This window comes from Janthinobacterium lividum, from assembly GCF_011601275.1.
GTDB classification, from domain to species: Bacteria; Pseudomonadota; Gammaproteobacteria; order Burkholderiales; family Burkholderiaceae_D; genus Janthinobacterium; species Janthinobacterium lividum_E.
In genome coordinates, this window is the sequence record NZ_JAAOLY010000020.1 from 31,407 (window position 1) to 55,964 (window position 24,558).

The following is a 24,558-nucleotide window of genomic DNA, read 5'->3' on the forward strand; positions in this document are numbered from 1 at the left end:
CAATCGTCATGCCAACAATTAACGAGATTCTCAATACTATGGACTACGGCCCTGCTCCCGAAAGTCAAAAAGAAGCGCAGGCGTGGCTCGATGGCCACCAGCGCACATTCGGTTTGTTCATCGATAATGCCTGGAGCGCGCCGGCGGAACTGTTCGCCTCGACCAATCCTGCCGACGGCACGCAATTGGCCGAGCTGACGCAAGCGACCGACGCCGACGTGGAACGCGCCGTCGAAGCGGCGCGCCGCGCGCTGCCCGTATGGCAGGGCATGGGCGGCCATGGCCGCGCGAAAGTCATGTACGCGCTGGCCCGTCTGCTGCAAAAGCACTCGCGCCTGTTCGCCGTGCTGGAAACCCTGGACAACGGCAAGACCATCCGCGAAACGCGCGATATCGACCTGCCGCTGGCCGCGCGCCATTTCTACCATCACGCCGGCTGGGCGCAGCTGCAGTCGGAAGAATTCGCCGACTACCGCGCCGTAGGCGTGGTGGGCCAGATCGTGCCCTGGAATTTCCCCCTGCTGATGCTGTCGTGGAAAATCGCCCCGGCCCTGGCCGCCGGTAACACGGTGGTCTTCAAGCCGGCCGAATTCACGTCGTTGACGGCCATGTTGTTCGCCGAACTGTGCCTGCAGGCGGGCGTGCCGGCCGGCGTGGTCAATATCGTCACCGGCGACGGCAAGGTCGGCTCGGCCATCGTCAACCACCCCGGCGTCGACAAGATCGCCTTTACGGGTTCGACCGAAGTGGGCCGCTTGATCCGCGAAGCGACGGCCGGCAGCGGCAAGAAGCTCTCCTTGGAGCTGGGCGGCAAGTCGCCATTCATCGTCTTCGAAGACGCGGACCTCGATGGCGCCGTGGAAGGCCTGGTCGATTCGATCTGGTTCAACCAGGGGCAAGTGTGCTGCGCCGGCTCGCGCCTGCTGGTGCAGGAATCGATCCAGGAGCGCTTCCTGAACAAGGTGCGCGCACGCATGGAAAACCTGCGTCTCGGTTCGCCTCTGGACAAATCGATGGACGTGGGCGCGCTGGTCGATCCGGTGCAGCGCCAGCGCATCGCCGCGCTGGTCGATTCGGCCCGTGCCGAAGGCTGCGACGTGTGGCAGCCGGCGTGCGAACTGCCGCTTGATGGCTCCTGGTTCCCGCCGACCCTGATCACGGGCGCGTCGACTTCGGCTGCCGTGGCACAGGCTGAAATCTTTGGCCCCGTGCTGGTGGCCATGAGCTTCCGCACGCCGCCCGAAGCGGTGCAGCTGGCGAACAACACGGTGTACGGCCTGGCCGCCAGCGTGTGGACAGAGTCGATCAGCCTGGCCCTCGATATCGCTCCCGCCATCAAGGCTGGCGTGGTATGGATCAACAGCGCCAACCAGTTCGATGCGGCGTGCGGCTTCGGCGGCTACCGCGAATCGGGCTTCGGCCGTGAAGGCGGCCGCGAAGGCATGCTGGAATACATGACGGCCCTGGCCGAAGATGCGCGTCCGGCCCTGCCGGTGGTGGAAGCGAAAGCCAAGGCCAATGTGAAGCCGGCGCCAGCCGATCCGTTCGCCATCGACCGCACGGCCAAGATGTACATCGGCGGCAAGCAGGCGCGCCCTGACAGCGCCTACAGCGCGCCCGTGTTCGGCGCGAACGGCGCCCTGCTGGCCGAAGTGGGCGTGGGCAGCCGCAAGGACATCCGCAACGCCGTCGAAGCGGCCCATAAAGCGTCCGGTTGGACCAGCGCCACGGCGCACAACCGCGCGCAAGTGCTGTACTACATCGCCGAAAATCTGGCAGCGCGCGCCGACGAATTCGCCGCCCGCATCGCCGCCATGACGGGCAGTAAAAACCCCGAGAAGGAAGTGCAGGCATCGATCGAACGCCTGTTCTACTACGCCGCCTGGGCCGACAAATACGACGGCCTGGCGCACCAGCCGCCAACCAAGGGCATCACCGTGGCGCTGAACGAAGCGGTCGGCGTGATCGGCATCGTCTGCCCGAATGAAGCGCCATTGCTCGGCTTCATTTCGCTCGTGGCGCCGGCCATCGCACTGGGCAACCGCGTGGTGGTGGTGCCTTCGGAAGCGCATCCGCTTTCCGCGCTGGATCTGTACCAGGTGTTCGATACGTCCGACTTGCCGGGCGGCGTCGTCAACATTATCAGCGGCAACGCCGATGAACTGGCCCGTACCCTGGCCACGCACGCCGACATCGACGCCGTCTGGCGCCATGACGGCTCCGCCGACGGTTGCGCGGAAGTCGAGCGCCTGTCGGCCGGCACCCTGAAGCGCACCTGGGTCGGCGGCGCGAAGGGCCGCGACTGGTACAGCGCCGCGCAAAGCGGTGGCCGTGCCGTGCTGGCGCATGCATCGCAAGTGAAAAACGTGTGGATTCCTTACGGCGTTTAAGGTTGTAGAGCAGGATAGTGGGGCCGGGTCTCCCGCGCAGCGATGCGTCGGGACTCCGGCCCCAAGTTGCTTTCACCAGCAAGCTGCGTAGGTCGGATTAGCCCGCAGGGCGTAATCCGACAAGGCCGCTGGATCGACATCAGAATTTGAATAGTACATCGGGAGCTATCATGTTTTTAACCCAGGAAATCATTCGCAAGAAGCGCGACAAGGGCGTATTGAGCGCCGAGGAAATCCAGTTTTTCGTGCGTGGCATCACTGACGGCAGCGTCAGTGAAGGCCAGATCGCGGCGCTGGGCATGGCCGTCTATTTCAACGACATGAATATGGACGAGCGCGTGGCGTTCACCCTGGCCATGCGCGATTCCGGCCACGTGCTGGACTGGCGTTCGCTGAACCTGCCGGGACCCATCGTCGACAAGCATTCGACGGGCGGCGTGGGCGACGTGGTCTCCCTGCTGCTGGGCCCCATGGTCGCCGCGTGCGGCGGCTACGTGCCGATGATCTCTGGCCGCGGCCTGGGCCACACGGGCGGCACCCTGGACAAGTTCGACGCCATTCCAGGCTATTGCACGGTGCCGGACAATGAACTGTTCCGCAAGGTGGTGCAGGATATCGGCGTGGCCATCATCGGCCAGACGGCGCAGCTGGCGCCGGCCGACAAGCGCTTCTACAGCATCCGCGACGTCACCGCCACGGTGGAATCGGTGGCCATGATCACCGGCTCCATCCTGTCGAAGAAACTGTCGGCCGGGCTGGACGCGCTGGTGATGGACGTGAAAGTGGGCACGGGCGCCTTCATGCCGACCTATGACAAATCGGTGGAGCTGGCCGAGAGCATCGTCGCCGTCGGCAATGGCGCGGGCATGCAGACGTCGGCCATTCTGACGGATATGAACGAGTCGCTGGCGCCGTACGCGGGCAATGCGCTGGAAGTGCGCGGCGCCATGGATTACCTGACGGGCCGTTCGCGTCCCGCGCGCCTGCACGAAGTTACTTTGGCGCTGTGCGCCGAGATGCTGGTGCTGGGCGGCCTGGCCGCCACCGAAGAGGCGGCGCGCGTGAAATTGATGGCGGCCCTCGATTCGGGCGAAGCTGCCGAGCGATTCTCGCGCATGGTGTCGGCCTTGGGCGGCCCGGCCGACCTGGTCGAACATCCGGACAAGCACCTGGAAACAGCGCCATTCATCGTGCCTGCGCCAGCGCTGTCGGCCGGTTTTGCCAACGTGCGCGATTGCCGCGCCATCGGCCTGGCCGTGGTGGCCCTGGGCGGTGGCCGCCGCCGTCCGACGGACAGCATCGATTTCGCCGTCGGCCTGACGGACCTGGTGGGCCTGGGCGAGCAAGTGGCCGTGGGCCAGCCGCTGGCCATGGTGCACGCGCGCACGGAAGCGGCGGCGCAGCAAGCCGTCAGGGAAATCCAGGAAGCGTATGACATCAGCGCGGTGGCGTTGACGGCCAATCCCGTGATTTACCGTACCATTCGTCCGTAGTTTACAACTGGGGTCAGACCCCCGTCTGCGATGGCGCTGAGCTATGCGTTGGCGGTGTTGAGGGTCTGACCCCGGCCTTAATGATTTCAAAGGTATGACAGAAAAAATGAACAACCAAGAACTGATCGCCGAAGCCAATGCCGGCCGTGAACTGGCCTACGCGCCATACTCGCGTTTCAAGGTAGGCGCGGCGCTGCTGTGCAAGGACGGCCGCGTCTTCCGTGGCTGTAACGTGGAAAACGCCGCATATGGCCTGTGCAACTGCGCCGAGCGCACGGCGTTTTTCAGCGCCATCGCGCATGGCTGCAAGCCGGGCGACTTCGCCAAGCTTGCCGTCACGGGCGACACGGCTGAACCGATCTCTCCATGCGGCGCTTGCCGCCAGGTGATCTTCGAGATGGGCGGCGCCGATTTGCCGGTGATCCTGGCGAACCTGAAAAACGATGTCATGGAAGTGACGGCGGGCTGGCTGCTGCCGCACGGCTTCGGCAATTCCGACCTGGACATGAAGTAACTTTAGGCAACGGCATCCGCTTGAACAAGACGATAGACATCCAGGCCGCCGTGGCGATTGCCGCGGCCGAAGCCATGGCGGCCAAGACGCAGGGCACGTTCGGCGTGGGCGGCGTGCTGCTCGACGGCGCCGGCAACGTGCTGCAATCGATGCACAACAACGTCGTGCGCCAGGGCCTGGTGTTCGACCCCACGGCGCATGGCGAGCGCCAGCTGGTGGACTGGTACTTCGCCGAGCGGGCCAAGGGCGTGCCCTTGCCGCCGCCGGGGGAACTGACCATCGTCACCTCGCTCGACCCCTGCTGCATGTGCACGGGGGCGATTCTGGCGGCCGGTTTCAACGTGGTGGTGGCCGCGGCCGATGTCAAGGCAGGCATCAATTACGATGGCAGCGCCACGTTCACGGCTTTACCGGCGCCGCTGCGGGCGCAGGCCGGCCGCAGCTTTTGCTACCCGGCCGTGCGCGGCGCAACCGAATATGCGCGCCTGCCTTCCGGCGCCGCACCCAAATCCTTTTTCATCGGCAAGAGCATACACGAGGCGACGCAGGCACTGTGTTCGCTCGTGTTCGAGTCGACATCGGCGCAGGTGATGCAGTTGCTGAACGCGGGCGACGACGTGCCCCTGCGCGATCCGGCCACCTTGCCGTCCGAGCATGCCGTGGTGCGCGCCCTGCGCCGCCGCTATCCGGACGCCCTGACTTACCGCTGCGCCCCGCATGCGCCCGATGCGGGTCTGGCGCCATTCCTGCAGGCGGCCATGGAGCAGGACGTGCGCGATGGCGGACAGGGCGACGCTGCCGCCTTGCTCGACTCCTTCGGCAACCTGCTGCTGTGCATGCCCGGAAAATTGTCGCAATCGGTCATCCGCACGCCGTTCATGGAATGCACGCGCCAGTACGCGCAATTGCGCTATGAATTGATGGCTGGTGCCCAGCCTGCGCTGCAGGAAGACATCAAGAGCTATCTGGGCCACCCCAAGCACGGCACCTTCGTGCTGGCCATCGGCCCGGATGACGGCGCCGCCAGTTTCATGACCCTGGGCGCCTACGGCTCCACGATGGAGGGAGCGCTGCCGGAGAATAATCCCGCGCAGTTCCAGTACGTGCGTCCGGCCATGGAGGAAGACGCGCTGCTGGCGCTGTGCGAGTCGATGCCGCCCCTGTACCGCAAGCTGATACGCATCCGGCCGTGCCAGGTGGCGAGCCAGGACTTGATCAGCGCCTTGGCTTAGGCGTCATCGTCCGGCAGGTTTTTCAGCAAGAAGTCGCGCACGTTTTCACCGGCCACGCGGCGGACCTGTGCTTCCGACAGGCCCGCGTCGAGCAGCGCTTGCGTCAAGCGCGGCAAGCCCGTCGCATCGATGGCCGTGGTGACGGCGCCGTCGAAGTCTGAACCATAGGCCACGTGTTCGGCGCCGATCAGTTTTACCGTGTAGTTGATGGCGCGCGCGATGGACGCCACGTCCTTGCCACAGACGGCCGTATTCCAGAAACCGATGCCCACCAGGCCACCCTGGGCCGCGATGCGTTTCAGTTGTCCGTCGCTGAGGTTGCGGCCGTTGGCGCACGTGCCGCGCACGCCTGTGTGCGACACCATCACGGGGCGTTTCGCCATCGTCAGCACGTCGTCGATGGTGGCCGGCGACGCGTGCGCCAGGTCGACGATCATCTTGCGCTGCTCCATGGCGCGCAGCCATTGCTTGCCCAGCGGCGTCAGGCCGCCTTTCTTCAAGCCGTGCTGGGAGCCGGAGATTTCCGTGTCGAAGAAATGCGTGGGCGCGGCCATGCGATAGCCGGCCCGGTACAAGGTATCGAGATTATCCAGCTTGCCTTCCAGCGCATGCGCGCCTTCCAGAGTCAGCCAGCCGGCCAGCAAGGCGGGGTCTTTTTCGCGCGCGGCGATGAAGCTGCGCAGCTGGGCGCGGCTGCCGATGACGCGGACCTTGCCATCGCTCTTGGCCGCTTGCTGGCGCAGTTCGTCGGCCTGGTAGGTGGCGCGCGCCAGCAGGCTGTTCCAGGTGGCGGGCGGCAAGCCTTGCGCCACCACGAGCGCCGTGATGTTGTCCGTGTCGCTGCCATTGCGTTCGATATTCATCTTGCGCGGCGTCTTGGTGACGACGGAAAACGCTTGCAGCGCCACGTTGGCCCGCTGCAGGCGGGAGAAGTCGACATGCCCGCGCTGGCTGTCGCGGTTCAGGTTGCGTTGCCACAGCAGGCTGTCCGCGTGCAGGTCGGCGATCCACAGGCTTTGATGCAGGGCCACAGTGGCTGCCGATGGCGCCTTGCCGGACGGGGGATGGATGCGGTTGAGGTGTTCGTCGACGAGGACGGGAGCGGACAGGAAACCGCCGATCAGCGCAAGGCTGGCGGCGGTGAGGGTGCTGATAATCATTGTTCTCCGTTTTACCATGGATCGTAGGTGCCCAGGCTCCAGATATGGCCTTCCGGGTCGCGGCAGGTAAAGCCCCGTCCGCCGTAATCTTCATCCTTGATGTCGAGCACGATCTCGGCGCCTGCTTCGCGCGCGCTGCGGTAGACGGCGTCGGCATCGCTGACGACCAGGTAGCAGCTTTGCGTGTTGGCGCCGCCGATGTCGCCAGGCAGTTTCATCAGGCGGCCATAGTCGCTGTCGAGGGCCGGTGCCACCATGACCATGCCATTGCCAAAGCTCAGTTGCGCATGGGCGACGCCACCGTTACCGTCAGGCACAATCAATTGTTTTTCAAAACCGAGCGCCTTGCATAGCCATTCGATAGCGGCGGGCGCGTCGCGGTAGCGCAGGCAGGGAATGGTCGTCGCTGCTGTCGCTTTTGCTGTCGTGGTCATCAGAAAACTCCTATGGCTGTGGGGGAGTAGCTTCGATCATGGATACTGCGTGGCGTTCCGTATTAAGACCATCCATTGGGATGGGTTTGATGCCCGTCAGTGCTGCTCCCGTCCATAGTGCCATAGAACAATCCTTGCACTCTTGCCACGATGCAAATTTTTATTGCGGCGACTGCTGCGAGCCCGGCGATTTTTCGTCTGCGCCGGCATCGTCGCTGTTGCTTGCCCATTTCAGCAGCATGACGAGGGCAAACAGCATGATGGCCAGCGGCAAGATAGTGATGACGAACGCCAGGCCCAGGCAGCATGCCAGCAGCATGGGCCAGGGCATAGCGCGCAAGGCAGCCATGCCCTGGCGCGTGTAAGCGCACAGCTCGTTCCAGAAAGCGCTGAAGGAAGTGCTGCCCGGTGCCGAATTGATGTCTTTCATGCCGTTCTCCTGTCGTGTGGTTGCCGCTGCCGTATGCATGCTGGCGATGAAGCCACTATAGGCAAAACGGTGCTGCCAGGTATCGCGTATGCGACGAATGGCAGGAATGACGGACCGAACGGCCATAGACAGGGACAAGCGGTTAGTCGAACACCTTGAGTTTCAGCTGGAAACTGAGGGCGCCATACAGGCGGTCCTTGTAGGACGGCACGATGGCGATGTTCACGCCCACGCGCTGGTATTCATAGCTGATGGTGGGGACCAGGGCCGGGAACCAGCCGCCATCGCGCATCTTCGGATAGCCGCTGAAGCCGCCAACGACGGCGCCGATGCGCAGCGGGCCCACCTTGATCGGCTGGTAGTACACGCCCAGGTAGTTCGAATAGGCGCGGTCGCTATTGTAGAAGCGGCCAGCCGTGACCGAGGCGACCGTGGAAAAGCGGTATTCGGCGCCCAGGCCCGGATTGCTGTCGTTCAGGTCCTTGTCGCGCTGAAAGTGATACGAATAAAAGCCCGCGTTGAGCCAGGTTTCGCTGAGGGGCTGGTTGTCGATCATGTTAAACACATCGGCGTGCGCGCCGCAGGCATATGCCAGCATCAGTGCGCCTAGGGACAATCGTTTCATGCGTGCTTCATCCTTATGATTTCGTACTCTGTGGGCCGGCCTGGTCTGGCGCTGCCGCGATCGTATCACCAAGTTGGCTGCGCTTCTAAGCAATATTGAAAGTGCAGAACAGACGGCTGTTTGCCCGTCAGTTCAAAGCGTCATCCGGATGGTTAGCGCGTTCCCCGGGCGGCGATAGAGGAATGATTTCAATTATGCAATTATGTTTTCATTATTGTTACAAAAGTTGTTGATTTGCGACATATCAAAGTCGGTGGATATGATATTCTGGCGTCAAGTTAATTTTCTTTTTGGAAATAAAATGTCAATCATGCCTAAATCATCATTCGTTCTCGTTCTGTCGGCCGTGTTCGCCGCCGGCGCCGCGCAAGCCGGTGTTGTCGATTTGGGCATCGGTGGCGCCAATTTGTATTCCTTGAGCAACTTCAGCGCGTCCGGCAGCGATGTCGAAGGCGGCGTGCTGGTGGCCGGTAATTTGACGGCATCGAACTATTCGGTCAATGACAAGAACAAGGACGCCTACGTCACGCACGGCAATACGGGCTATGCGCTGGTCGTTGGCGGCAACCTGAACTACAGCTCCGGTTCGATCAAGAACGGCAATTATTTTGTGGGCGGCAGCACGACGACGAGCAGCGTGGGCCTGAACACGGCGAACAAGACGACGGCGTCGCCCGTATCGTTTGCCTCCACCTCGGCCCAGCTGAAAAATACGTCGATCTCGTTGGCGAAAGTGGCGGCCACGGGCAGCAATTCCGTGGCTTACGGCGGCATGACCCTGAAGGGTGGCACTGGCAATGTGCAAGTGTTCGACCTGACATCCGCAGCCCTGGGCGGGGTGAACAACTTCAAGTTCAGCAACCTGCACACGAACGACACCCTGATCCTCAATATCAGCGGCACGAATGTGAACCTGTCCGGCGGCTATGGCGATTTCAGCAAATACAATGTGCTGTACAACTTCTATGAAGCGAAGACGATCACCTTGAACGGCGTGGGCCTGTACGGCAGCGTCCTGGCGCCGCTGGCGACCCTGGCCGGCGGCAATGGCCAGATCAATGGCAGCGTGGTGGTGGGTAACTGGGCCTCGAACATCCAGGTCAACGCCAACCATTATTTCAACGCCACCAACGTGGCCGGTTATGTGTCGGCCGTGCCGGAACCGGAAACCTATGCGATGCTGCTGGCCGGCCTGGGCCTGGTTGGCTTCATGGCGCGCCGCCGCAAGAGCAAGACGGCAGCGTAACGTTTGCGCTGTTCAGGAAACCGCCTTTCAAGGCGGTTTTTTTTCGCCTGCCGGCGGCATGGACACGGCCGCCAGCACCATGTGCGCGATCAGGATTTCCGCGTCCTCGTAATCCTTGCGCGTGAGCTGCTTGCGTTCCAGCACCAGCGCCATCTGCGCCGAAAAATCCGCATACGATTGCGTCATGGCCCAGATGGCGAACATCAGGTGCGTGGCGTTGACGGGTGCGATCCTGCCGGCCGCGATCCACGCTTCGAAGACGGCGATATCCTTGCGCAGCAGGGGCACGACTCTTTCCCGTATCTGCGCGCCGTACAGGGGCGCGCCATTGATCACTTCCAGCGCATACACGCGCGAAGCCCATGGCTGTTCGCGCGAAAAGCGCAGCTTGGCGCCGATATACGCGCGCAGCACGTCGCGCGGCTCGTCGTGTGCATTGGCCAGCATGTCCATGCGCGCCAGCCAGTCGTCGAGCACATCGTCGAGCACGCGCTGGTACAGCAGCTGCTTGGACGGGAAGTAATACATCAGGTTTTGCTTCGACAGGCCAGCCCGTTCGGCGATGGTGGCGATCGACGCGCCTTCATAGCCGCTTTCCGCGAACGCGCGCACGGCTTGCTCGAGGATGTCCGCTTCCAGGCGATCGCGGTTTTGCAGGCGCCGGCCGCCGGCGTTTTTCACGGAAAGGGCAGGGGATTTGTCGCTGGCCATGGCGGGTTCTTTAGCGTGGGCGGATCGATTGCAGGAATGCCTGCAGCACGGGGGTATCGGTGTAGGCCACGTTGAAGCGGAACCACACCGTCTCGGGCGAGCGCAGCATGAAAAATTCGTTCGGCGACAGCAGGATGCCCGCCTTCAAGGCCATGTCGGCGATGACCTTTCCATTCCATTCCGGCGTCTGCACGTCGGGCCAGCCGGCGCTGACGAACATGCCGCCACGCGGACGCGCCACGGGCGCCATGCCCGTCTGAGCCAGGCAGTCGATGCTGCGCTCGCGGGCCGCATCGAGCTGCGCCACCAGCCGTTCCACCATGCGCTTGTAGGGCCGCGCGGAGATGGCGTGGTAGACGGCGCGCTCGTTGATTTCCGACGTCGTCAGTCCCGCCAGCATTTTTACGCGCACCAGCTCCGCCACCAGCGACGGCGAGGCGCAGATCGACCCCACGCGCAGCACGGGCGACAGGGTCTTGGAAAAACTGCCCACGCGGATCACGCGGCGCAAGCCGTCCATGGCCGCCAGCGATGCGTCGCCGCGCACCGCCAGTTCGCGGTAGATATCGTCTTCCACCAGCCAGAAATCGAATTGCTCGGCCAGTGCCAGCAGGCGGTGCGTTTGCGCCTGGCTCAGAGATGTGCCGAGCGGATTTTGCAGCACAGTGTTGACGAACATAAGTTTGGGCAGCGTGCGCGCAGCCTCGCTGGCCAGTGCATCGAGATCGAGACCCGCCTCGCCGCGCGCAATGCCCACGGGGATGCAGCCATGGTGGCGTATCAGCGACTGCAGATTGCTGTAGCCGGGATCTTCCACCAGCACCGTGTCGCCCGGCTTGGTCAGGCTGCGCAGGATCAGATCGAAGGCATGCGTGGCGCCATGCGTCAGCAAGACCTGGTCCGGCTCCACCTGGAACAGCTCTTCCGACAAGGTGGCGGCCAGGTGCTGGCGCAGCGAGGGAAAACCGAGCGGGTGGCCATAGCCGCGCAATCGGCTGGCGGGTATGCGCATGGCCTGGCGCACGGCGTCGAGCACGGTCGCTTCGCCATACATTTCGGGCGGCAGCCAGCCCGCGCCCACGGGCAGAGCGTCGGACACGCCCGAATACAGGTCCGGCGTGAGGGCATCGATGGCGGTGGGACTCGCATGCACTGCCGCTTGCGGAGAGGCGGCGATATCGTGGCGCGCGACAAAATAGCCGGAACCGCGGCGCGACGACAGCAGGCCGAGGTTGACGAGGCGGTCATACGATTCGACGACGGTAAACGTCGACACGCCATTGCAGCGGGCGAACTGGCGCACGGACGGCATGCGCGTGCCGATGCGCAGGGCGCGGCTGCCCACCATGACGCTGATGGCGATGACGATCTGCTCGACCAGGCCGCCCTTTTTCTGGCGGTCGATGTCCAGCACGGGCCAGCCACTGGCGTTACCTTCGCCCTCGTCCTGCTTCACGTTGTGCGTCACCGGTGGCTCCTTTGCTGCCTTGCACAAAACTGTAGTGGTTTTTCGACCTGTACGGTTGGGATACTTTGCTGTTTGTGTATCTGTGCCATTGGGGATGGCCTGTCTATTATTACATCAGCTTTTTGCCAACTGGTAAATTATTTTACGCTTCGTCAAAAACGATCCTGGCCCCGCGCCAGCCCATCCCAAGGAGAAGGTCATGAACGAAACAAGGCCGGAATCGATGTCGGCATTCTGGATGCCGTTTACAAACAACCGTGATTTCAAGGCCAACCCGCGCTTGCTCGTATCCGCCGAAGGCATGTACTACAAGGACGTCGATGGCAACGCCATTCTCGACGGCACGGCCGGTCTGTGGTGCGTGCCGTGCGGCCATGCGCAGCCGAAAATCGTCGGCGCCATCCGCGAGATGGTGGGCCAGCTGGACTTCGCGCCCACCTTCCAGATGGGCCATCCGGCCGCCTTCGATCTGGCGGAAAAACTGATGGATTACACGGGGCATAAATTTGGCCACGTGTTCTATACGAACTCCGGTTCCGAAGCCGTCGACACGGCGTTGAAGATCGCGCTGGCCTATCACCGGGCGCGCGGCGAGGGCGCGCGCACGCGATTGATCGGCCGCGAACGCGGTTACCACGGCGTGGGCTTCGGCGGCATTTCCGTGGGCGGCATCGGCGGCAACCGCAAGACTTTCGGCCCCTTGCTGCCGGGCGTGGACCACCTGCCGCACACGCATAACCTGGACAAGAACGCCTATACGGTGGGCGAGCCCGAATACGGCACCCACCTGGCCGATGAACTGGAACGCATCGTCGCCCTGCACGACGCCTCGACGATTGCCGCCGTCATCGTCGAACCGGTGGCCGGTTCCACGGGCGTGCTGATCCCGCCGAAAGGCTACCTGAAACGCTTGCGCGAGCTGTGCACCAAGCACGGCATCCTCCTGATTTTCGATGAAGTGATTACGGGCTTCGGCCGTATGACGACACCGTTCGCGGCTGATTATTTCGACGTTGAACCGGACCTGATGACGACGGCCAAGGGCCTGACCAACGGCATGGTGCCGATGGGCGCCGTGTTCAGCAAAAAGTATATCCACGACGCCTTCATGGAGGCGCCGGCCGGCATCGAACTGTTCCACGGCTACACGTATTCCGGCCACCCGCTCGCTTGCGCCGCCTCGCTGGCGACCCTGCAAGTGTTCGAGGAACAGGACATCCTCGGTCACGCCAAAGCGATGCAGGCGTATTGGAGCGACGCCGTGCATTCGCTGAAAGGCATGCCGCACGTAATCGACCTGCGCAGCATCGGCCTGATCGCCGGCATCGAACTCGATCCCATCGCCGGCAAACCCGGCACGCGCGCCTTCAACGCCTTCAAGCAAGCCTTCGCCGACGGCGTGCTGATACGCACGACGGGCGACATCATCGCCCTGTCGCCGCCGCTGGTGCTGGAAAAACAGCATGTCGACGAGCTGTTTGGCAAGCTGGCCAAGGTACTCAAAAATCTCGACTAAGGAACACCATGAACGATCTCGACACCATTACCCACTACATCAACGGCGCCAAAGTCGACACCCAAAGTGGCCGTTATGGCGACGTCTACAACCCCGCCCTGGGTGAGCCTGTGGCCCGGGTGGCGCTGGGCACCGTGGAAGACGTCGACGCTGCCGTGCAGGCGGCGGCCGCCGCCTTTCCCTCGTGGTCGGCCACGCCGCCGCTGACGCGTGCGCGTGTCCTGTTCCGCTACCTGCAGCTGTGCCAGCAGCACACGGACGAATTTGCCGCCATGCTCACGCGCGAGCATGGCAAGACCTTTGCCGATGCGCAGGGCGAAGTGGCGCGCGGCATCGAAATGGTGGAATTTGCCGTCGGTATTCCGCAACTGCTGAAGGGCGAATTCACGGACCAGATTTCGCGCGGCATCGACGCCTGGTCCATGCGCCAGGCGCTCGGTGTGGTAGCCGGCATCACGCCATTCAATTTCCCCGTGATGGTGCCGATGTGGATGTTCCCCGTCGCCATCGCCTGCGGCAATACCTTTGTATTAAAACCGTCCGAGCGCGATCCGTCCGCGTCCCTGCTGCACGCGAAACTGCTGAAAGAAGCGGGCTTGCCCGACGGCGTCTTCAACGTGGTGCAGGGAGATAAAGTGACGGTCGACGCCCTGCTCGACCATCCTGTCGTGCAGGCGATCAGCTTTGTCGGTTCCACGCCGATTGCCGAATATATCTATGCGCGCGGCAGCGCCAGCGGCAAGCGCGTGCAAGCGCTGGGCGGCGCGAAAAATCATATGGTGGTGATGCCCGACGCGGATATGGACATGACGGTCGACGCGCTGATCGGCGCGGCCTACGGTTCGGCTGGCGAACGCTGCATGGCCATCTCCGTCGTGGTGGCAGTGGGCGATGCGGGCGACAAATTGATCGACGCACTGGCAACGCGCACGGCCGCACTGAAAGTGCGCGACGGCATGGAAGATGGTGCGGAAATGGGACCGGTCGTGTCCTTGGCCGCCAAGCAGCGCATCGAAAAACTCATCGCCTCAGGTGTGGAGCAGGGTGCGACTCTGGTCGTCGATGGCCGCAACCATGTGGTGCCGGGCCGCGAGAACGGCTTCTTTGTCGGCGGTACTTTGTTCGACCACGTCACGCGCGACATGAACATTTACAAGGAAGAAATTTTCGGCCCCGTGCTGTGCGTGCTGCGCTGTCCCGACGTGGTGCACGCTGTGGAACTGATCAACGCCAACGAGTATGGCAACGGCGTGGCCATCTACACGCGCGATGGCGGCGTGGCGCGCGAATTCGTGCGCCAGATCCAGGTCGGCATGGTGGGCGTCAATATCCCATTGCCCGTGCCGATGGCCTTCAACAGTTTCGGCGGCTGGAAGCGCAGCATGTTCGGCGACCACCACGCGTATGGGCCCGAAGGCGTGCGTTTCTACACGCGCCACAAGGCCGTGATGCAGCGCTGGCCGAACACGGCAAGCGCTGGTGTGGAATTTGCTTTTCCCCAGATGAAGTAAGGGTTTCAAATCACAAGCCGGCCGCACATAACAAGAGGAATACGCGATGATCGAGTCTTTGAACTATTTGCCCCATCCCGCCCTGCCCAACGAGGAACTGGCGGGCCACTTCACGGACCTGGCGCCTCCTTTGAGCGCGCGCCAGGCCGCCATCGAAAGCGCCCGATGCCTGTATTGCTACGACGCGCCGTGCAGCCGTATCTGCCCGTCCGAAATCGACGTGGCCAGCTTCATCCGCAACATCCACGACAAGAACATCAACGGCGCCGCCGCCGGCATCCTGAAACAGAACATCCTGGGCGGCAGCTGCGCCAGAGTCTGCCCGACGGAAATCCTGTGCGAAGACGTCTGCGTGCGCAACCACGACGCGGAAGGCCAGCCCGTCAAGATTGGCCTGCTGCAGCGCTACGCCGTCGACCACATGCATTTTGCACAGCACCCGTTCCAGCGGGCGGCGGCCACGGGCAAGACGGTTGCCATCGTCGGCGCAGGGCCGGCCGGTTTGTCGTGCGCGCACCGCCTGGCCATGCTGGGCCACGACGTGGTGATCTTCGAGAAGGAAGGCAAGGCGGGCGGCCTGAATGAATACGGTATCGCCAAGTACAAGCTGACGGACGACTTTGCGCAAAAGGAAATCGACTTTCTGCTGGACATCGGCGGCATCGAGATCCGATGTCGACACGCGCTGGGCGAGAACCTGCAGCTGCGCGATTTGCACATGCAGTACGACGCCGTGTTCCTGGGCCTGGGCCTGGGCGCCAGCCGCAGGCTGGGCCTGACGGGCGAGGATGCGCCAGGCTTGCTGGCCGCCGTGGACTATATCAGCGCGCTGCGCCAGGCGGCCGACCTGGCCGCGCTGCCCGTGCCGAAGCGGGCGATTGTGATTGGCGCCGGCAATACGGCCATCGACATGGCTGTGCAGATACAGCGCTTGGGCGCCGAGGAAGTCACCCTCGTCTACCGGCGCGGTTTCGACGCCATGACGGCCACCCACCATGAACAGGAGATCGCCAAAGCGAATCAGGTGCGCATGCTGACGTGGGCCCAGCCGCAGCAGGTACTGCTCGACGCTGGCGGCAAAGTGGCGGGCATGCGCTTCGAAAAAACCGCCATGCAGGGCACCCGCCTGGCGGGGACGGGTGAAACGTTCGATGTGGCGGCCGACGCCATCTTCAAGGCCATCGGCCAGAGCCTCGACACGGAAGTGCTGCATGATCCGATGGCGTCGCTGCTGAAACGCGAAGGCGACAAGATCGCCGTCGATAGGGGCTTTCGCACCGTGCTGCCGGGGATTTACGCGGGCGGCGATTGCGTGGCGCCGGGACAGGACTTGACGGTGCAAGCCGTCCAGCATGGCAAGCTGGCCGCACTGGCCATCCATTCCGATTTGTTCAATAAAGTGGAGGCTGCATAATGGCTGATCTCAGCATCGAATTTTGCGGCATCAAGGCGCCGAATCCCTTCTGGCTGGCATCCGCACCGCCGACCGACAAGGCCTATAACGTGGTGCGCGCCTTCGAGGCGGGGTGGGGCGGCGTCGTGTGGAAAACGCTCGGCGAAGACCCTGCCGCCGTCAACGTCTCGTCGCGTTATTCCGCCTTGTACGGCAAGAACCGCGAAGTGGTGGGTTTCAACAACATCGAACTGATCACCGACCGCTCTTTGGAAATCAACCTGCGCGAAATCACGCAGGTGAAAAAGGACTGGCCGGACCGCGCGATGATCGTTTCCCTGATGCTGCCGTGCGAAGAACACTACTGGGCCGATATCCTGCCCAAGGTCGAGGCGACAGGGGCGGATGGCATCGAACTCAATTTCGGCTGCCCGCACGGCATGCCGGAGCGGGGCATGGGCGCGGCCGTGGGCCAGGTGCCCGAGTACGTGCAGATGGTCACCGCCTGGTGCAAGAAGCACAGCCGCTTGCCCGTCATCGTCAAGCTCACGCCCAACATCACGGACGTGCGCATGCCGGCGCGCGCGGCCAAGGCGGGCGGCGCGGATGCCGTCTCGCTGATCAACACCATCAACTCGATCACCTCGCTGGACCTGGACCGCATGGTGGCCTTGCCCATCGTGGGCGGCGCCAGCACGCACGGCGGCTATTGCGGCTCGGCCGTCAAACCGATCGCGCTGAACATGGTGGCGGAAATCGCCCGCGATCCGCAGACGCGCGGCTTGCCCATTTCCGGCATCGGCGGCATCGGCAACTGGCGCGACGCGGCCGAATTCATCGCCCTGGGCGCTGGCTGCGTGCAGGTGTGCACGGCCGCCATGCTGCATGGTTTCCGCATCGTCGAAGAGATGAAGGATGGCCTGTCGCGGTGGATGGATGAAAAGGGTTATGAACGCATCAGCGACTTTTCCGGCAAGGCCGTGGCCAACACGACGGACTGGAAGTACCTGGACATGAATTACCAGGTCATCGCGCAGATCAACCAGGACGACTGCATCAAATGCGGCAAGTGCTACGTGGCTTGCGAAGACACCTCGCACCAGTCGATTGCGCAACTGATCGACGCGGCCGGCACGCGTACCTATGAGGTGATCAAGGACGAATGCGTGGGCTGCAACCTGTGCGAAATCACCTGTCCGGTGCAGGGCTGCATCACGATGGTGCCGCAGACAACGGGCAAGCCGTACATGAACTGGACGCAGGATCCGCGTAACCCTCGGGCATTGGCGGAGTCGGCATAGGGCACGGTTATTGCGTGCGTTTTATTTGTAAACAGCGGCCGGCCTTTGCGGTAAGCTAGATTGACTTAAAGGTCGCGTCGTTTCTATAAAACCGATCCCCTCCCAACCGATGGAGCATACCTGTGAACCACGACTATTCAGGCAACACGCAACTCTGGAATGAAGACCTGGCGCCCACCACGGCGGCGCAGCGCACCTGGCGCTGGTATCACTTCGCCGCGCTGTGGGTCGGCATGGTAATGTGCATTCCCGCCTACACCCTGTCGGCCAGCCTGATCGACAGCGGCATGTCCGGTTACCAGGCCGTGCTCACGGTATTTCTCGCCAACGCCATCGTGCTCTTGCCGATGCTGCTGATCGGCCATGCGGGCACCAAGTACGGCATCCCGTACGCGGTGCTGGCGCGCGCCTCGTTTGGCACCATGGGCGCGCGTCTGCCCGCCCTGATGCGCGCCATCGTTGCCTGCGGCTGGTACGGCATCCAGACCTGGTTCGGCGGGCAGATGATCTACACCCTGATGGGCGTGCTGGTGGGCCATGAACTGGGCGGCGAGAAGATCGCGGGCCTGGGCATCAACGGCAGCCAGTTGCTGTGCTTTTTGGCTTTCTGGGCCATCCAGTTCTATTACATCCTGCATGGCATGGAATCGATCCGCAAACTGGAAACCTATACGGCGCCGCTGAAAATCCTCATCTGCTTCGTGCTGCTGTACTGGGTGCACAGCAAGGCGGGCGGCGTGGCCAGCCTGCTGGACCAGCCATCGCAGTTCATCCCCGGCGGTAAAAAGGCGGGCCAGTTCTGGAGCGTCTTCTGGCCATCCTTGACGGCCATGGTGGGTTTCTGGGCCACCCTGGCATTGAACATCCCCGACTTCACGCGCTTTGCCAAGACGCAGCGCGACCAGGTGATCGGCCAGTCGATCGGCTTGCCCGTGCCCATGGGCCTCCTGGCCATGCTGGCCGTGATCGTCACGGCAGGTTCCGTCGTCATGTACGGCAAGGCCATCTGGGACCCCGTCGACCTGGCCAGCCGTATGACGGGCGCCGCGGTGCTGATCGCCCTGATCATCCTCTTGATCGATACGGTCAGCGTCAACCTGGCCGCTAACCTGGTGGGCCCGGCGTATGACTTTTCCTCGCTGGCGCCTAAGCAGATTTCGTACAAGATGGGCGGCTACATCACGGCCTTTATCGCCATCGTCATGATGCCGTGGAAGGTGCTCGAGTCGACGCAGGGCTATATCTTCACGTGGCTGATCGGCTATTCGGCCCTGCTGGGACCCATCGCCGGCATCCTCATCGTCGACTATTATTTTGTGCGCAAGACGCAGCTGGACGTCAAACAGCTGTACCGCGACGACGGCGTCTACTCGTATGGCAATGGCTGGAACATGGCGGCCCTGATCGCCTTTGTCATCGCCGTGCTGCCGAACATCCCCGGCTTTTTGAATGCGGCCTTTCCCGCGGCGTTTCCCGGCGTGGGCGAAGGCTTCAAAACCATCTACACCTACGCCTGGTTCGTGGGCGTGGCCATCGCCGCCGTCGTGTACGGCGTCATGATGAAGGGCAAGGCCGTGGCGCACGTGCAGCAGGCGCCGCAGTCGTAATCACTGAAGGAGACAAGATGACTACACTGATACGTGGCGGTACCGTCGTCAACGCCGACCGCGCGTTTCGCGCCGATGTGCTGATCGAGGGCGACATCATCGCCGCCGTCGGCGAGAACCTGGCCGTACCGGCAGGGGCTACCGTGATCGACGCGGGCGGCCTGTACGTGATGCCGGGCGGGATCGACACGCATACGCACATGAATCTGCCCTTCATGGGCACCGTGACGTCCGACGATTTTTTCACGGGCACGGCGGCGGGTCTGGCGGGCGGCACCACCACCATCATGGATTTCGTCATCCCCGCGCCGAAGCAATCCTTGATCGAGGCCTATCACCAGTGGCGCGCGTGGTCGGCCAAGGCGGCCGGCGACTACACCTTCCACGTGGCGATCACCTGGTGGAGCGAGCAGGTACATGAAGAGATGGGCACCCTCGTGCGCGAGCATGGCGTGAACAGCTTCAAGCATTTCATGGCCTATAAAAACGCCATCATGGCCGACGATGAAACCCTCGTGAAAAGCTTTACCCGTTCGCTGGAGCTGGGTGCGCTGCCCACCGTGCATGCGGAAAATGGCGAGCTGGTTTTTCAATTGCAGCAAGCCTTGCTCAAGAAGGGAATCACGGGACCGCAGGCCCATCCGCTGTCGCGCCCACCGGCCGTGGAAGCGGAGGCGGCCAACCGCGCCATCGCCATTGCCAACGTCCTCAATACTCCCGTGTACATCGTGCACGTCTCGTGCGCCGAGTCGCTCGACGCCATTACGCGGGCGCGCGCCAACGGGCAGCGCGTGTATGGCGAAGCGCTAGCGGGCCACCTGGTGATCGACGACAGCGTTTATCAGAGCGACGATTTCGATTACGTCGCGGGCCACGTCATGAGTCCGCCGTTCCGCGGCAAGCACCATCAATCGGCCCTGTGGCACGGCCTGCAAAGCGGCAACCTGCACACGACGGCCACCGATCACTGCACCTTCTGCGCCGAGCAGAAAGCGGCCGGCAAGGACGACTTTACGCGCATCCCGAACGGCTGCGGCGGCGTCGAGGAACGCATGGCCGTCGTATGGGATGCCGGCGTCAATTCCGGCATGCTCACGCCGTCCGAATTCGTCAAGGTCAGTTCCACCAATGCGGCGCAGATCTTCAATATGTATCCGCGCAAGGGCCTCATCGCCGTCGGCAGCGACGCCGACATCGTGCTGTGGGACCCGCAGGGCACGCGCACCATTTCCGCCGCCACGCAGTTTGCCAAGGGAGGCTTCAATGTCTTCGAAGGGCGCACCGTGCGCGGCATCCCCAGCACCACGATTGCCGCCGGCAAGGTGGTGTTCCACCAGGGTGAACTGATGGCCGTCGAAGGTGCAGGGCGCTATATCGAGCGGCCCGCCTTTTCCGCCACCACCGCATAAGGAGTTGACGATGGATGCATTGCGTATCAATGGCGAACGATTGTGGGCTGCCCTGATGGAACTGGCGCAGATCGGCGCGACAGCGAAGGGCGGCGTCAAGCGCCTGGCCCTGACGGACCTGGACAAGCAGGGACGCGACCTGGTGGTAGGTTGGGGACGCGAAGCTGGCATGAGCATCACCATCGACCAGATCGGCAATGTCTTCATGCGCCGCGACGGCGTGGATAATGCCTTGCCGCCCGTGATGACGGGCAGCCATATCGACACGCAGCCCACGGGCGGCAAGTTCGATGGCAACTACGGCGTGCTGGCGGGACTGGAGGTGGTGCGCACCCTGAACGATCTGAAGATCAAGACGCAGGCGCCCATCGAAGTGGCATTCTGGACCAACGAGGAAGGCTCGCGCTTCGTGCCCGTGATGATGGGTTCCGGCGTATTTTGCGGCGCCTTCTCGCTCGAAACGGCCTACGCGGCGAAAGACACGGAAGGGAAAACGGTGGGCGAGGAGCTGGCGCGCATCGGATACAAAGGCGAGCAGGTGCCCGGCGACCATCCGATTGGCGCCTACTTTGAAACACATATCGAACAGGGCCCCGTGCTGGAAGACGCGGACAAGGTGATTGGCGTGGTGCCTGCCGTGATGGGCTTGTCGTGGTACGACTGCGTGGTGACGGGCATGGAAGCGCATGCGGGCCCAACGCCCATGGGGCTGCGCAAGGATGCGCTGCAGGTGGCCACGACGATCATGCAGGAAGTGGTGGCGATCGCCAACCGCTACCCGCCGTACGGGCGCGGCACGGTGGGCATGGTGCAGGTCTTCCCGAACAGCCGCAACGTGATCCCCGGCGAAGTCAAATTCAGCATCGACCTGCGCAACGTGAACGACGCACTGCTCAACACCATGCATGGCGAGATCACGGCCTTCATCGACGCCACGCGTGAAAGGACTGGGCTGGGCATTTCACTGGAACGGGTTTCCTATTACCCGCCATGCCCGTTTCACCCCGACTGCGTGAACGCCGTGCGCAACGCCACGGAAAAACTCGGCTACTCGGTGATGGACGTGGTCTCCGGCGCCGGCCACGACGCCATCTACGCGGCCCGGCTGGCGCCGGCCGGCATGATCTTCGTGCCGTGCAAGGACGGCATCAGCCACAATGAAATCGAAGACGCCAAGCCCGAGCACCTGGAAGCGGGCTGCAACGTGCTGCTGCACGCGATGCTGGAGCGGGCCGTGGCGGTATAGCCTTACGGCTTCGGCTGGAAGCTGCCCAAGAACGCCAGCAGCGCGCGCGCCGCGATGTCGGCGTCGTCGGCCGTCATGGTTTCCAGCGGGTTGTGGCTGATGCCGCCATTGCCGCAGCGGGTAAACAGCATGGCCACGTCGGTGATGGCGGCCATGGCCATGGCGTCGTGGCCGGCGCCCGACAGCAGCGCATACGGTTCGATGCCGACCGATTCCACGGCCTGCGCCAGTTGCGCCATCAGCCATGGAGCGCACGGCGCCGCACGCGCCGACAGCAGCAGTTCCAGCTGGTAGTCGATCTGGCGCCGCGCGCAGATGGCGGCGATGCCATCGAGGATATCGTCGACTGCTGCCTGGCGCACCTTGTCGCTGGCCGCGCGGATATCGAGCGACAGGGTGCAGGCGCCGGCGATCACGTTGACGGAGCCGTTGGGCACGTGCAGCTGGCCCACGGTGCCCACCAGCGCCTCGCCCTGGTTGCAGCGCTGTTCCACCAGCAGGATGATTTCGGCGGCCGCGCTGGCGGCATCCTTGCGCATGCTCATGGGCGTGGTGCCCGCGTGGCTGGCCACGCCGCCAAGATTGACCAGGTAGCGCGAGCTGCCGGCAATCGCCGTGACGATCCCCAGCGGCAGGTCGCGCTCGAGCAGCACGGGTCCCTGCTCGATATGCACTTCCACATAGCCGAGCAAGCTGGCGGGATCGCGCGCGATGGCGCCGATATCTCCCGCATCGTGGCCGGCGTCGGCCAGCGCGTCGCGCATGCTCACGCCGTCCGCGTCCAGCTGTTCCAGCAGCGATACGTCGAACTTGCCCGTGACGGCCGTGCTGCCCAAGAACGTGCTCTTGAAGCGCACGCCTTCTTCCTCGGCGAAGCCGACGACCTCGAAGTGGAAGGGCAGCTTTTCGCCCCGTTCGTGCAGGTGGCGCACGACGGCGATCGGCAGCACGATGCCCAGCCGGCCGTCGTACTTGCCGCCGTTGCGCACCGTGTCGTAATGGGATCCCGTCATCAGGGTTTTTGCATCGGGTACATCGGATAGATAGCGGCCGACGACATTGCCGACGGCGTCGATGTGCACCTGCATGCCGGCGTCCCGCATCCAGTCGGCCAGCTGCGCCGCCGTTCTCCGGTGCGCCGGCGTCAGGTAGGCACAGGTCAGGTTGTAATCGCTGTCGCTCCAGCCGGCCAGGGTTTCGGCCTGCTGCATGATGGCCGGGCCGAAGTCCAGGCGCACGTCGAACAGGTCGTTCAGGCGCAGCTCGGCGATGCGCTTGATCTGCCGCAGTGATTCGGCCAGTTCATCGGCATGGCGGTTCTTCAGGCGGCGCGCAAACGTGGCGATGATGTCCTGGCGCGTCAAGCCTTCGCCCGTCGGGCCCTTGACTGCCAGGATGAAGGGAAAGCCGAACTTCGCGTTGTAGTCGCTATTGAGGCGCTGCAGGGTGGAAAATTCCTCGGCGCTGCACAGGTTCAGGCCGGATTTGGCCTGCTCGCGCGTCGATTCCGCCGTCAGCTGCCCCGCGATGGCGGCCTTGCCGGCCAGCTCCGGGTGGGCGCGTATCAGCCCCAGTTGCTCTTCGGGCGAGGCTTGCGCCAGCACGCGCTGCAGTTCCGTCTTGAGCGTCGTCAGGCTGGCAAACGGCCGGGCGGCGGCCGCGCGCTGGGCGATCCAGGGCGAATGTTCATAGATGCCGTGCAGCCGTGCGATAAAGTCTGCCGGGCTGCCGGCGTTCAGGTCTGAAAGGGTGGTCATGGTTTTCCGATCATGCAAGCGGTGATGATAGCGCCCCGTTCTGCGTCCATTATATGCGCGCGCTGATAGCGCCTATCGCTGCACCAGCGCCTTGGCCGCCGCGCTGACCTGGTCGCGCAGCCATTTGTGCTCGGGCGCCTGGTGCACGCGCTGGTGCCACAGCTGGTAAAAGCGCATGGGCGGGAATTTCAAGGGCACGGTATACGTTTTCAGCGGCAGCGTCTTTTCATAGAAGCGCATGAATTGCCGGCCCGTGGTGAGCACTAGGTCCGTCTGCGTCAGCATGTAGGGAATCAGGCCGAAATATGCCGATTCCACCACCACGTTGCGCTGCAGGTTTTGCCGTTCGAGGAAGGAGTCGATCACGCCGTGGTAGCCGGGCATCATCTGCGACGGCGCCACGTGGGGCAGGCTCAGATAGTCCTCGAGGGTCATCGCGTCGCTGGCCGTGCGCCGCGCATAGGCGTTTTCCGCATGCATGGCGCAGATGATGGGATCTTCGAACAGCTTCGAGATATGCAGGTGGGCGGGCGGCTCGTCCCAGTTGGCGATGACCAGGTCCAGGCCTCCATCTGACAGCTGGCGGATATGGTCGATGCCCGGCCCCAGACTATGCAGCACGACGCGGCTTTTCGGCGAGCCGCGGCGCAGCAGGGCCACGACGTTGGGCAGGAACTGGCTGTCCAGGTAGTCGGGCGCGGCGATATGGAAGGTGCGCGCCTCTTCCTGCGCCACGAACGGCGTCTTCTTGACGAACAGGCTTTCCGTCTGATCGAGGATGCGCTTGGCAGGATTGAGCAGGCTTTCGCCATGCTGGGTGGGCACCATGCCGCGCGCGCCGCGCACGAGCAGCGGGTCGCCCGTCAGTTCGCGCAGCTTGCGCAGGGAGGCGGAAATCGAGGGCTGCGGCTGATTGAGCTTCAATGCCACGCGCGAGACGTTCTTTTCCACCAGCAGCAGGTAAAGGATGCGGATCAGGTGCAGGTCGAGGTGTTGCGGCAGGCTGGACATGTGGCGGCGCCTCTGTTGTATATCGATTTGAATATGTCAAATATACGATATTTTTCATGTGATGGGCGGTAAATCCGTTTATCTTGTGTAGATTGGCACGAATA

At 63.3% G+C, this 24,558-nt stretch carries 20 protein-coding genes; 12 read left to right on the forward strand and 8 right to left on the reverse strand.

The genetic code is table 11. The features are described from left to right. The first annotated feature begins 8 nt into the window (after positions 1-8). The 4 genes from GYK42_RS24455 to GYK42_RS24470 all read left to right on the forward strand — a co-directional run bounded on the left by GYK42_RS24455 (position 9) and on the right by GYK42_RS24470 (position 5,629). On the forward strand, positions 9-2,390 hold the full coding sequence (locus tag GYK42_RS24455; protein WP_431190185.1) for an aldehyde dehydrogenase family protein: 2,382 nt from the start codon (positions 9-11) through the stop codon (positions 2,388-2,390). Between the two features lie 170 nt (positions 2,391-2,560). After that, complete coding sequence (deoA, locus tag GYK42_RS24460) at positions 2,561-3,883, forward strand: thymidine phosphorylase (RefSeq protein ID WP_166449604.1); 1,323 nt, start codon at positions 2,561-2,563, stop codon at positions 3,881-3,883. A 106-nt stretch (positions 3,884-3,989) separates the two neighbouring features. Continuing rightward, complete coding sequence (locus GYK42_RS24465; RefSeq protein ID WP_166449605.1) at positions 3,990-4,397, forward strand: cytidine deaminase; 408 nt, start codon at positions 3,990-3,992, stop codon at positions 4,395-4,397. A 14-nt stretch (positions 4,398-4,411) separates the two neighbouring features. Next, the gene (locus tag GYK42_RS24470; protein WP_166449647.1) at positions 4,412-5,629 is read left to right on the forward strand and encodes a nucleoside deaminase; all 1,218 of its coding nucleotides are present in this window, start codon (positions 4,412-4,414) and stop codon (positions 5,627-5,629) included. Here GYK42_RS24470 and GYK42_RS24475 read toward each other — a convergent pair. The 4 genes from GYK42_RS24475 to GYK42_RS24490 form a co-directional block, all read right to left on the reverse strand. Then, positions 5,626-6,789 (reverse strand): dipeptidase, encoded by a 1,164-nt coding sequence (locus GYK42_RS24475; protein WP_166449606.1) that lies wholly within the window; start codon positions 6,787-6,789, stop codon positions 5,626-5,628. The genes GYK42_RS24470 and GYK42_RS24475 overlap by 4 nt on opposite strands. Before the next feature lie 11 nt (positions 6,790-6,800). Next, entirely contained in the window at positions 6,801-7,223 is a 423-nt protein-coding gene (locus GYK42_RS24480) for a VOC family protein (RefSeq protein WP_070260147.1), read from the reverse strand. A gap of 160 nt (positions 7,224-7,383) precedes the next feature. Continuing rightward, positions 7,384-7,653, reverse strand: coding sequence for a hypothetical protein (locus tag GYK42_RS24485; protein WP_166449607.1), 270 nt, complete (start codon positions 7,651-7,653; stop codon positions 7,384-7,386). A 142-nt stretch (positions 7,654-7,795) separates the two neighbouring features. Then, entirely contained in the window at positions 7,796-8,278 is a 483-nt protein-coding gene (locus GYK42_RS24490; RefSeq protein WP_046685476.1) for a hypothetical protein, read from the reverse strand. Between the two features lie 310 nt (positions 8,279-8,588). On the opposite strand from GYK42_RS24490, the gene GYK42_RS24495 reads away from it, so the two are divergent. Next, positions 8,589-9,524, forward strand: coding sequence for a choice-of-anchor A family protein (locus GYK42_RS24495; RefSeq protein ID WP_166449608.1), 936 nt, complete (start codon positions 8,589-8,591; stop codon positions 9,522-9,524). Between the two features lie 27 nt (positions 9,525-9,551). Here the strand turns inward: GYK42_RS24495 and GYK42_RS24500 are convergent, their stop codons facing one another. Next, positions 9,552-10,235: a TetR/AcrR family transcriptional regulator gene (locus GYK42_RS24500; protein WP_166449609.1), complete on the reverse strand. Its 684-nt coding sequence runs from the start codon at positions 10,233-10,235 to the stop codon at positions 9,552-9,554. A gap of 10 nt (positions 10,236-10,245) precedes the next feature. After that, on the reverse strand, positions 10,246-11,703 hold the full coding sequence (locus GYK42_RS24505; RefSeq protein WP_166449610.1) for an aminotransferase class I/II-fold pyridoxal phosphate-dependent enzyme: 1,458 nt from the start codon (positions 11,701-11,703) through the stop codon (positions 10,246-10,248). A gap of 199 nt (positions 11,704-11,902) precedes the next feature. Between GYK42_RS24505 and GYK42_RS24510 the strand changes: the two genes are divergently transcribed. From GYK42_RS24510 to GYK42_RS24540, 7 genes are all read left to right on the forward strand, one after another. After that, entirely contained in the window at positions 11,903-13,219 is a 1,317-nt protein-coding gene (locus tag GYK42_RS24510) for an aspartate aminotransferase family protein (protein WP_166449611.1), read from the forward strand. An 8-nt stretch (positions 13,220-13,227) separates the two neighbouring features. After that, a complete protein-coding gene (locus GYK42_RS24515; protein ID WP_166449612.1) occupies positions 13,228-14,730 on the forward strand; it encodes a CoA-acylating methylmalonate-semialdehyde dehydrogenase in 1,503 nt (500 codons plus the stop codon). 46 nt (positions 14,731-14,776) lie between these two features. After that, positions 14,777-16,144: an NAD(P)-dependent oxidoreductase gene (locus GYK42_RS24520; protein ID WP_166449613.1), complete on the forward strand. Its 1,368-nt coding sequence runs from the start codon at positions 14,777-14,779 to the stop codon at positions 16,142-16,144. Next, on the forward strand, positions 16,144-17,424 hold the full coding sequence (gene preA / locus GYK42_RS24525) for an NAD-dependent dihydropyrimidine dehydrogenase subunit PreA (RefSeq protein WP_070303410.1): 1,281 nt from the start codon (positions 16,144-16,146) through the stop codon (positions 17,422-17,424). The genes GYK42_RS24520 and preA overlap by 1 nt, the downstream gene beginning before the upstream one ends. 122 nt (positions 17,425-17,546) lie before the next feature. Continuing rightward, positions 17,547-19,031 (forward strand): NCS1 family nucleobase:cation symporter-1, encoded by a 1,485-nt coding sequence (locus GYK42_RS24530; protein ID WP_046685469.1) that lies wholly within the window; start codon positions 17,547-17,549, stop codon positions 19,029-19,031. 17 nt (positions 19,032-19,048) lie between these two features. Beyond that, positions 19,049-20,440 carry a dihydropyrimidinase gene (gene hydA, locus GYK42_RS24535; protein ID WP_166449614.1) on the forward strand — a complete coding sequence of 464 codons (1,392 nt, stop codon included), beginning with the start codon at positions 19,049-19,051 and terminating at the stop codon, positions 20,438-20,440. Between the two features lie 10 nt (positions 20,441-20,450). Continuing rightward, positions 20,451-21,686: a Zn-dependent hydrolase gene (locus tag GYK42_RS24540; protein ID WP_166449615.1), complete on the forward strand. Its 1,236-nt coding sequence runs from the start codon at positions 20,451-20,453 to the stop codon at positions 21,684-21,686. A gap of 2 nt (positions 21,687-21,688) precedes the next feature. Here the strand turns inward: GYK42_RS24540 and GYK42_RS24545 are convergent, their stop codons facing one another. Beyond that, positions 21,689-23,443, reverse strand: coding sequence for an allantoate amidohydrolase (locus tag GYK42_RS24545; protein WP_166449616.1), 1,755 nt, complete (start codon positions 23,441-23,443; stop codon positions 21,689-21,691). A 72-nt stretch (positions 23,444-23,515) separates the two neighbouring features. Further along, the gene (locus GYK42_RS24550; protein ID WP_166449617.1) at positions 23,516-24,454 is read right to left on the reverse strand and encodes a LysR family transcriptional regulator; all 939 of its coding nucleotides are present in this window, start codon (positions 24,452-24,454) and stop codon (positions 23,516-23,518) included. Positions 24,455-24,558: the final 104 nt, after the last annotated feature.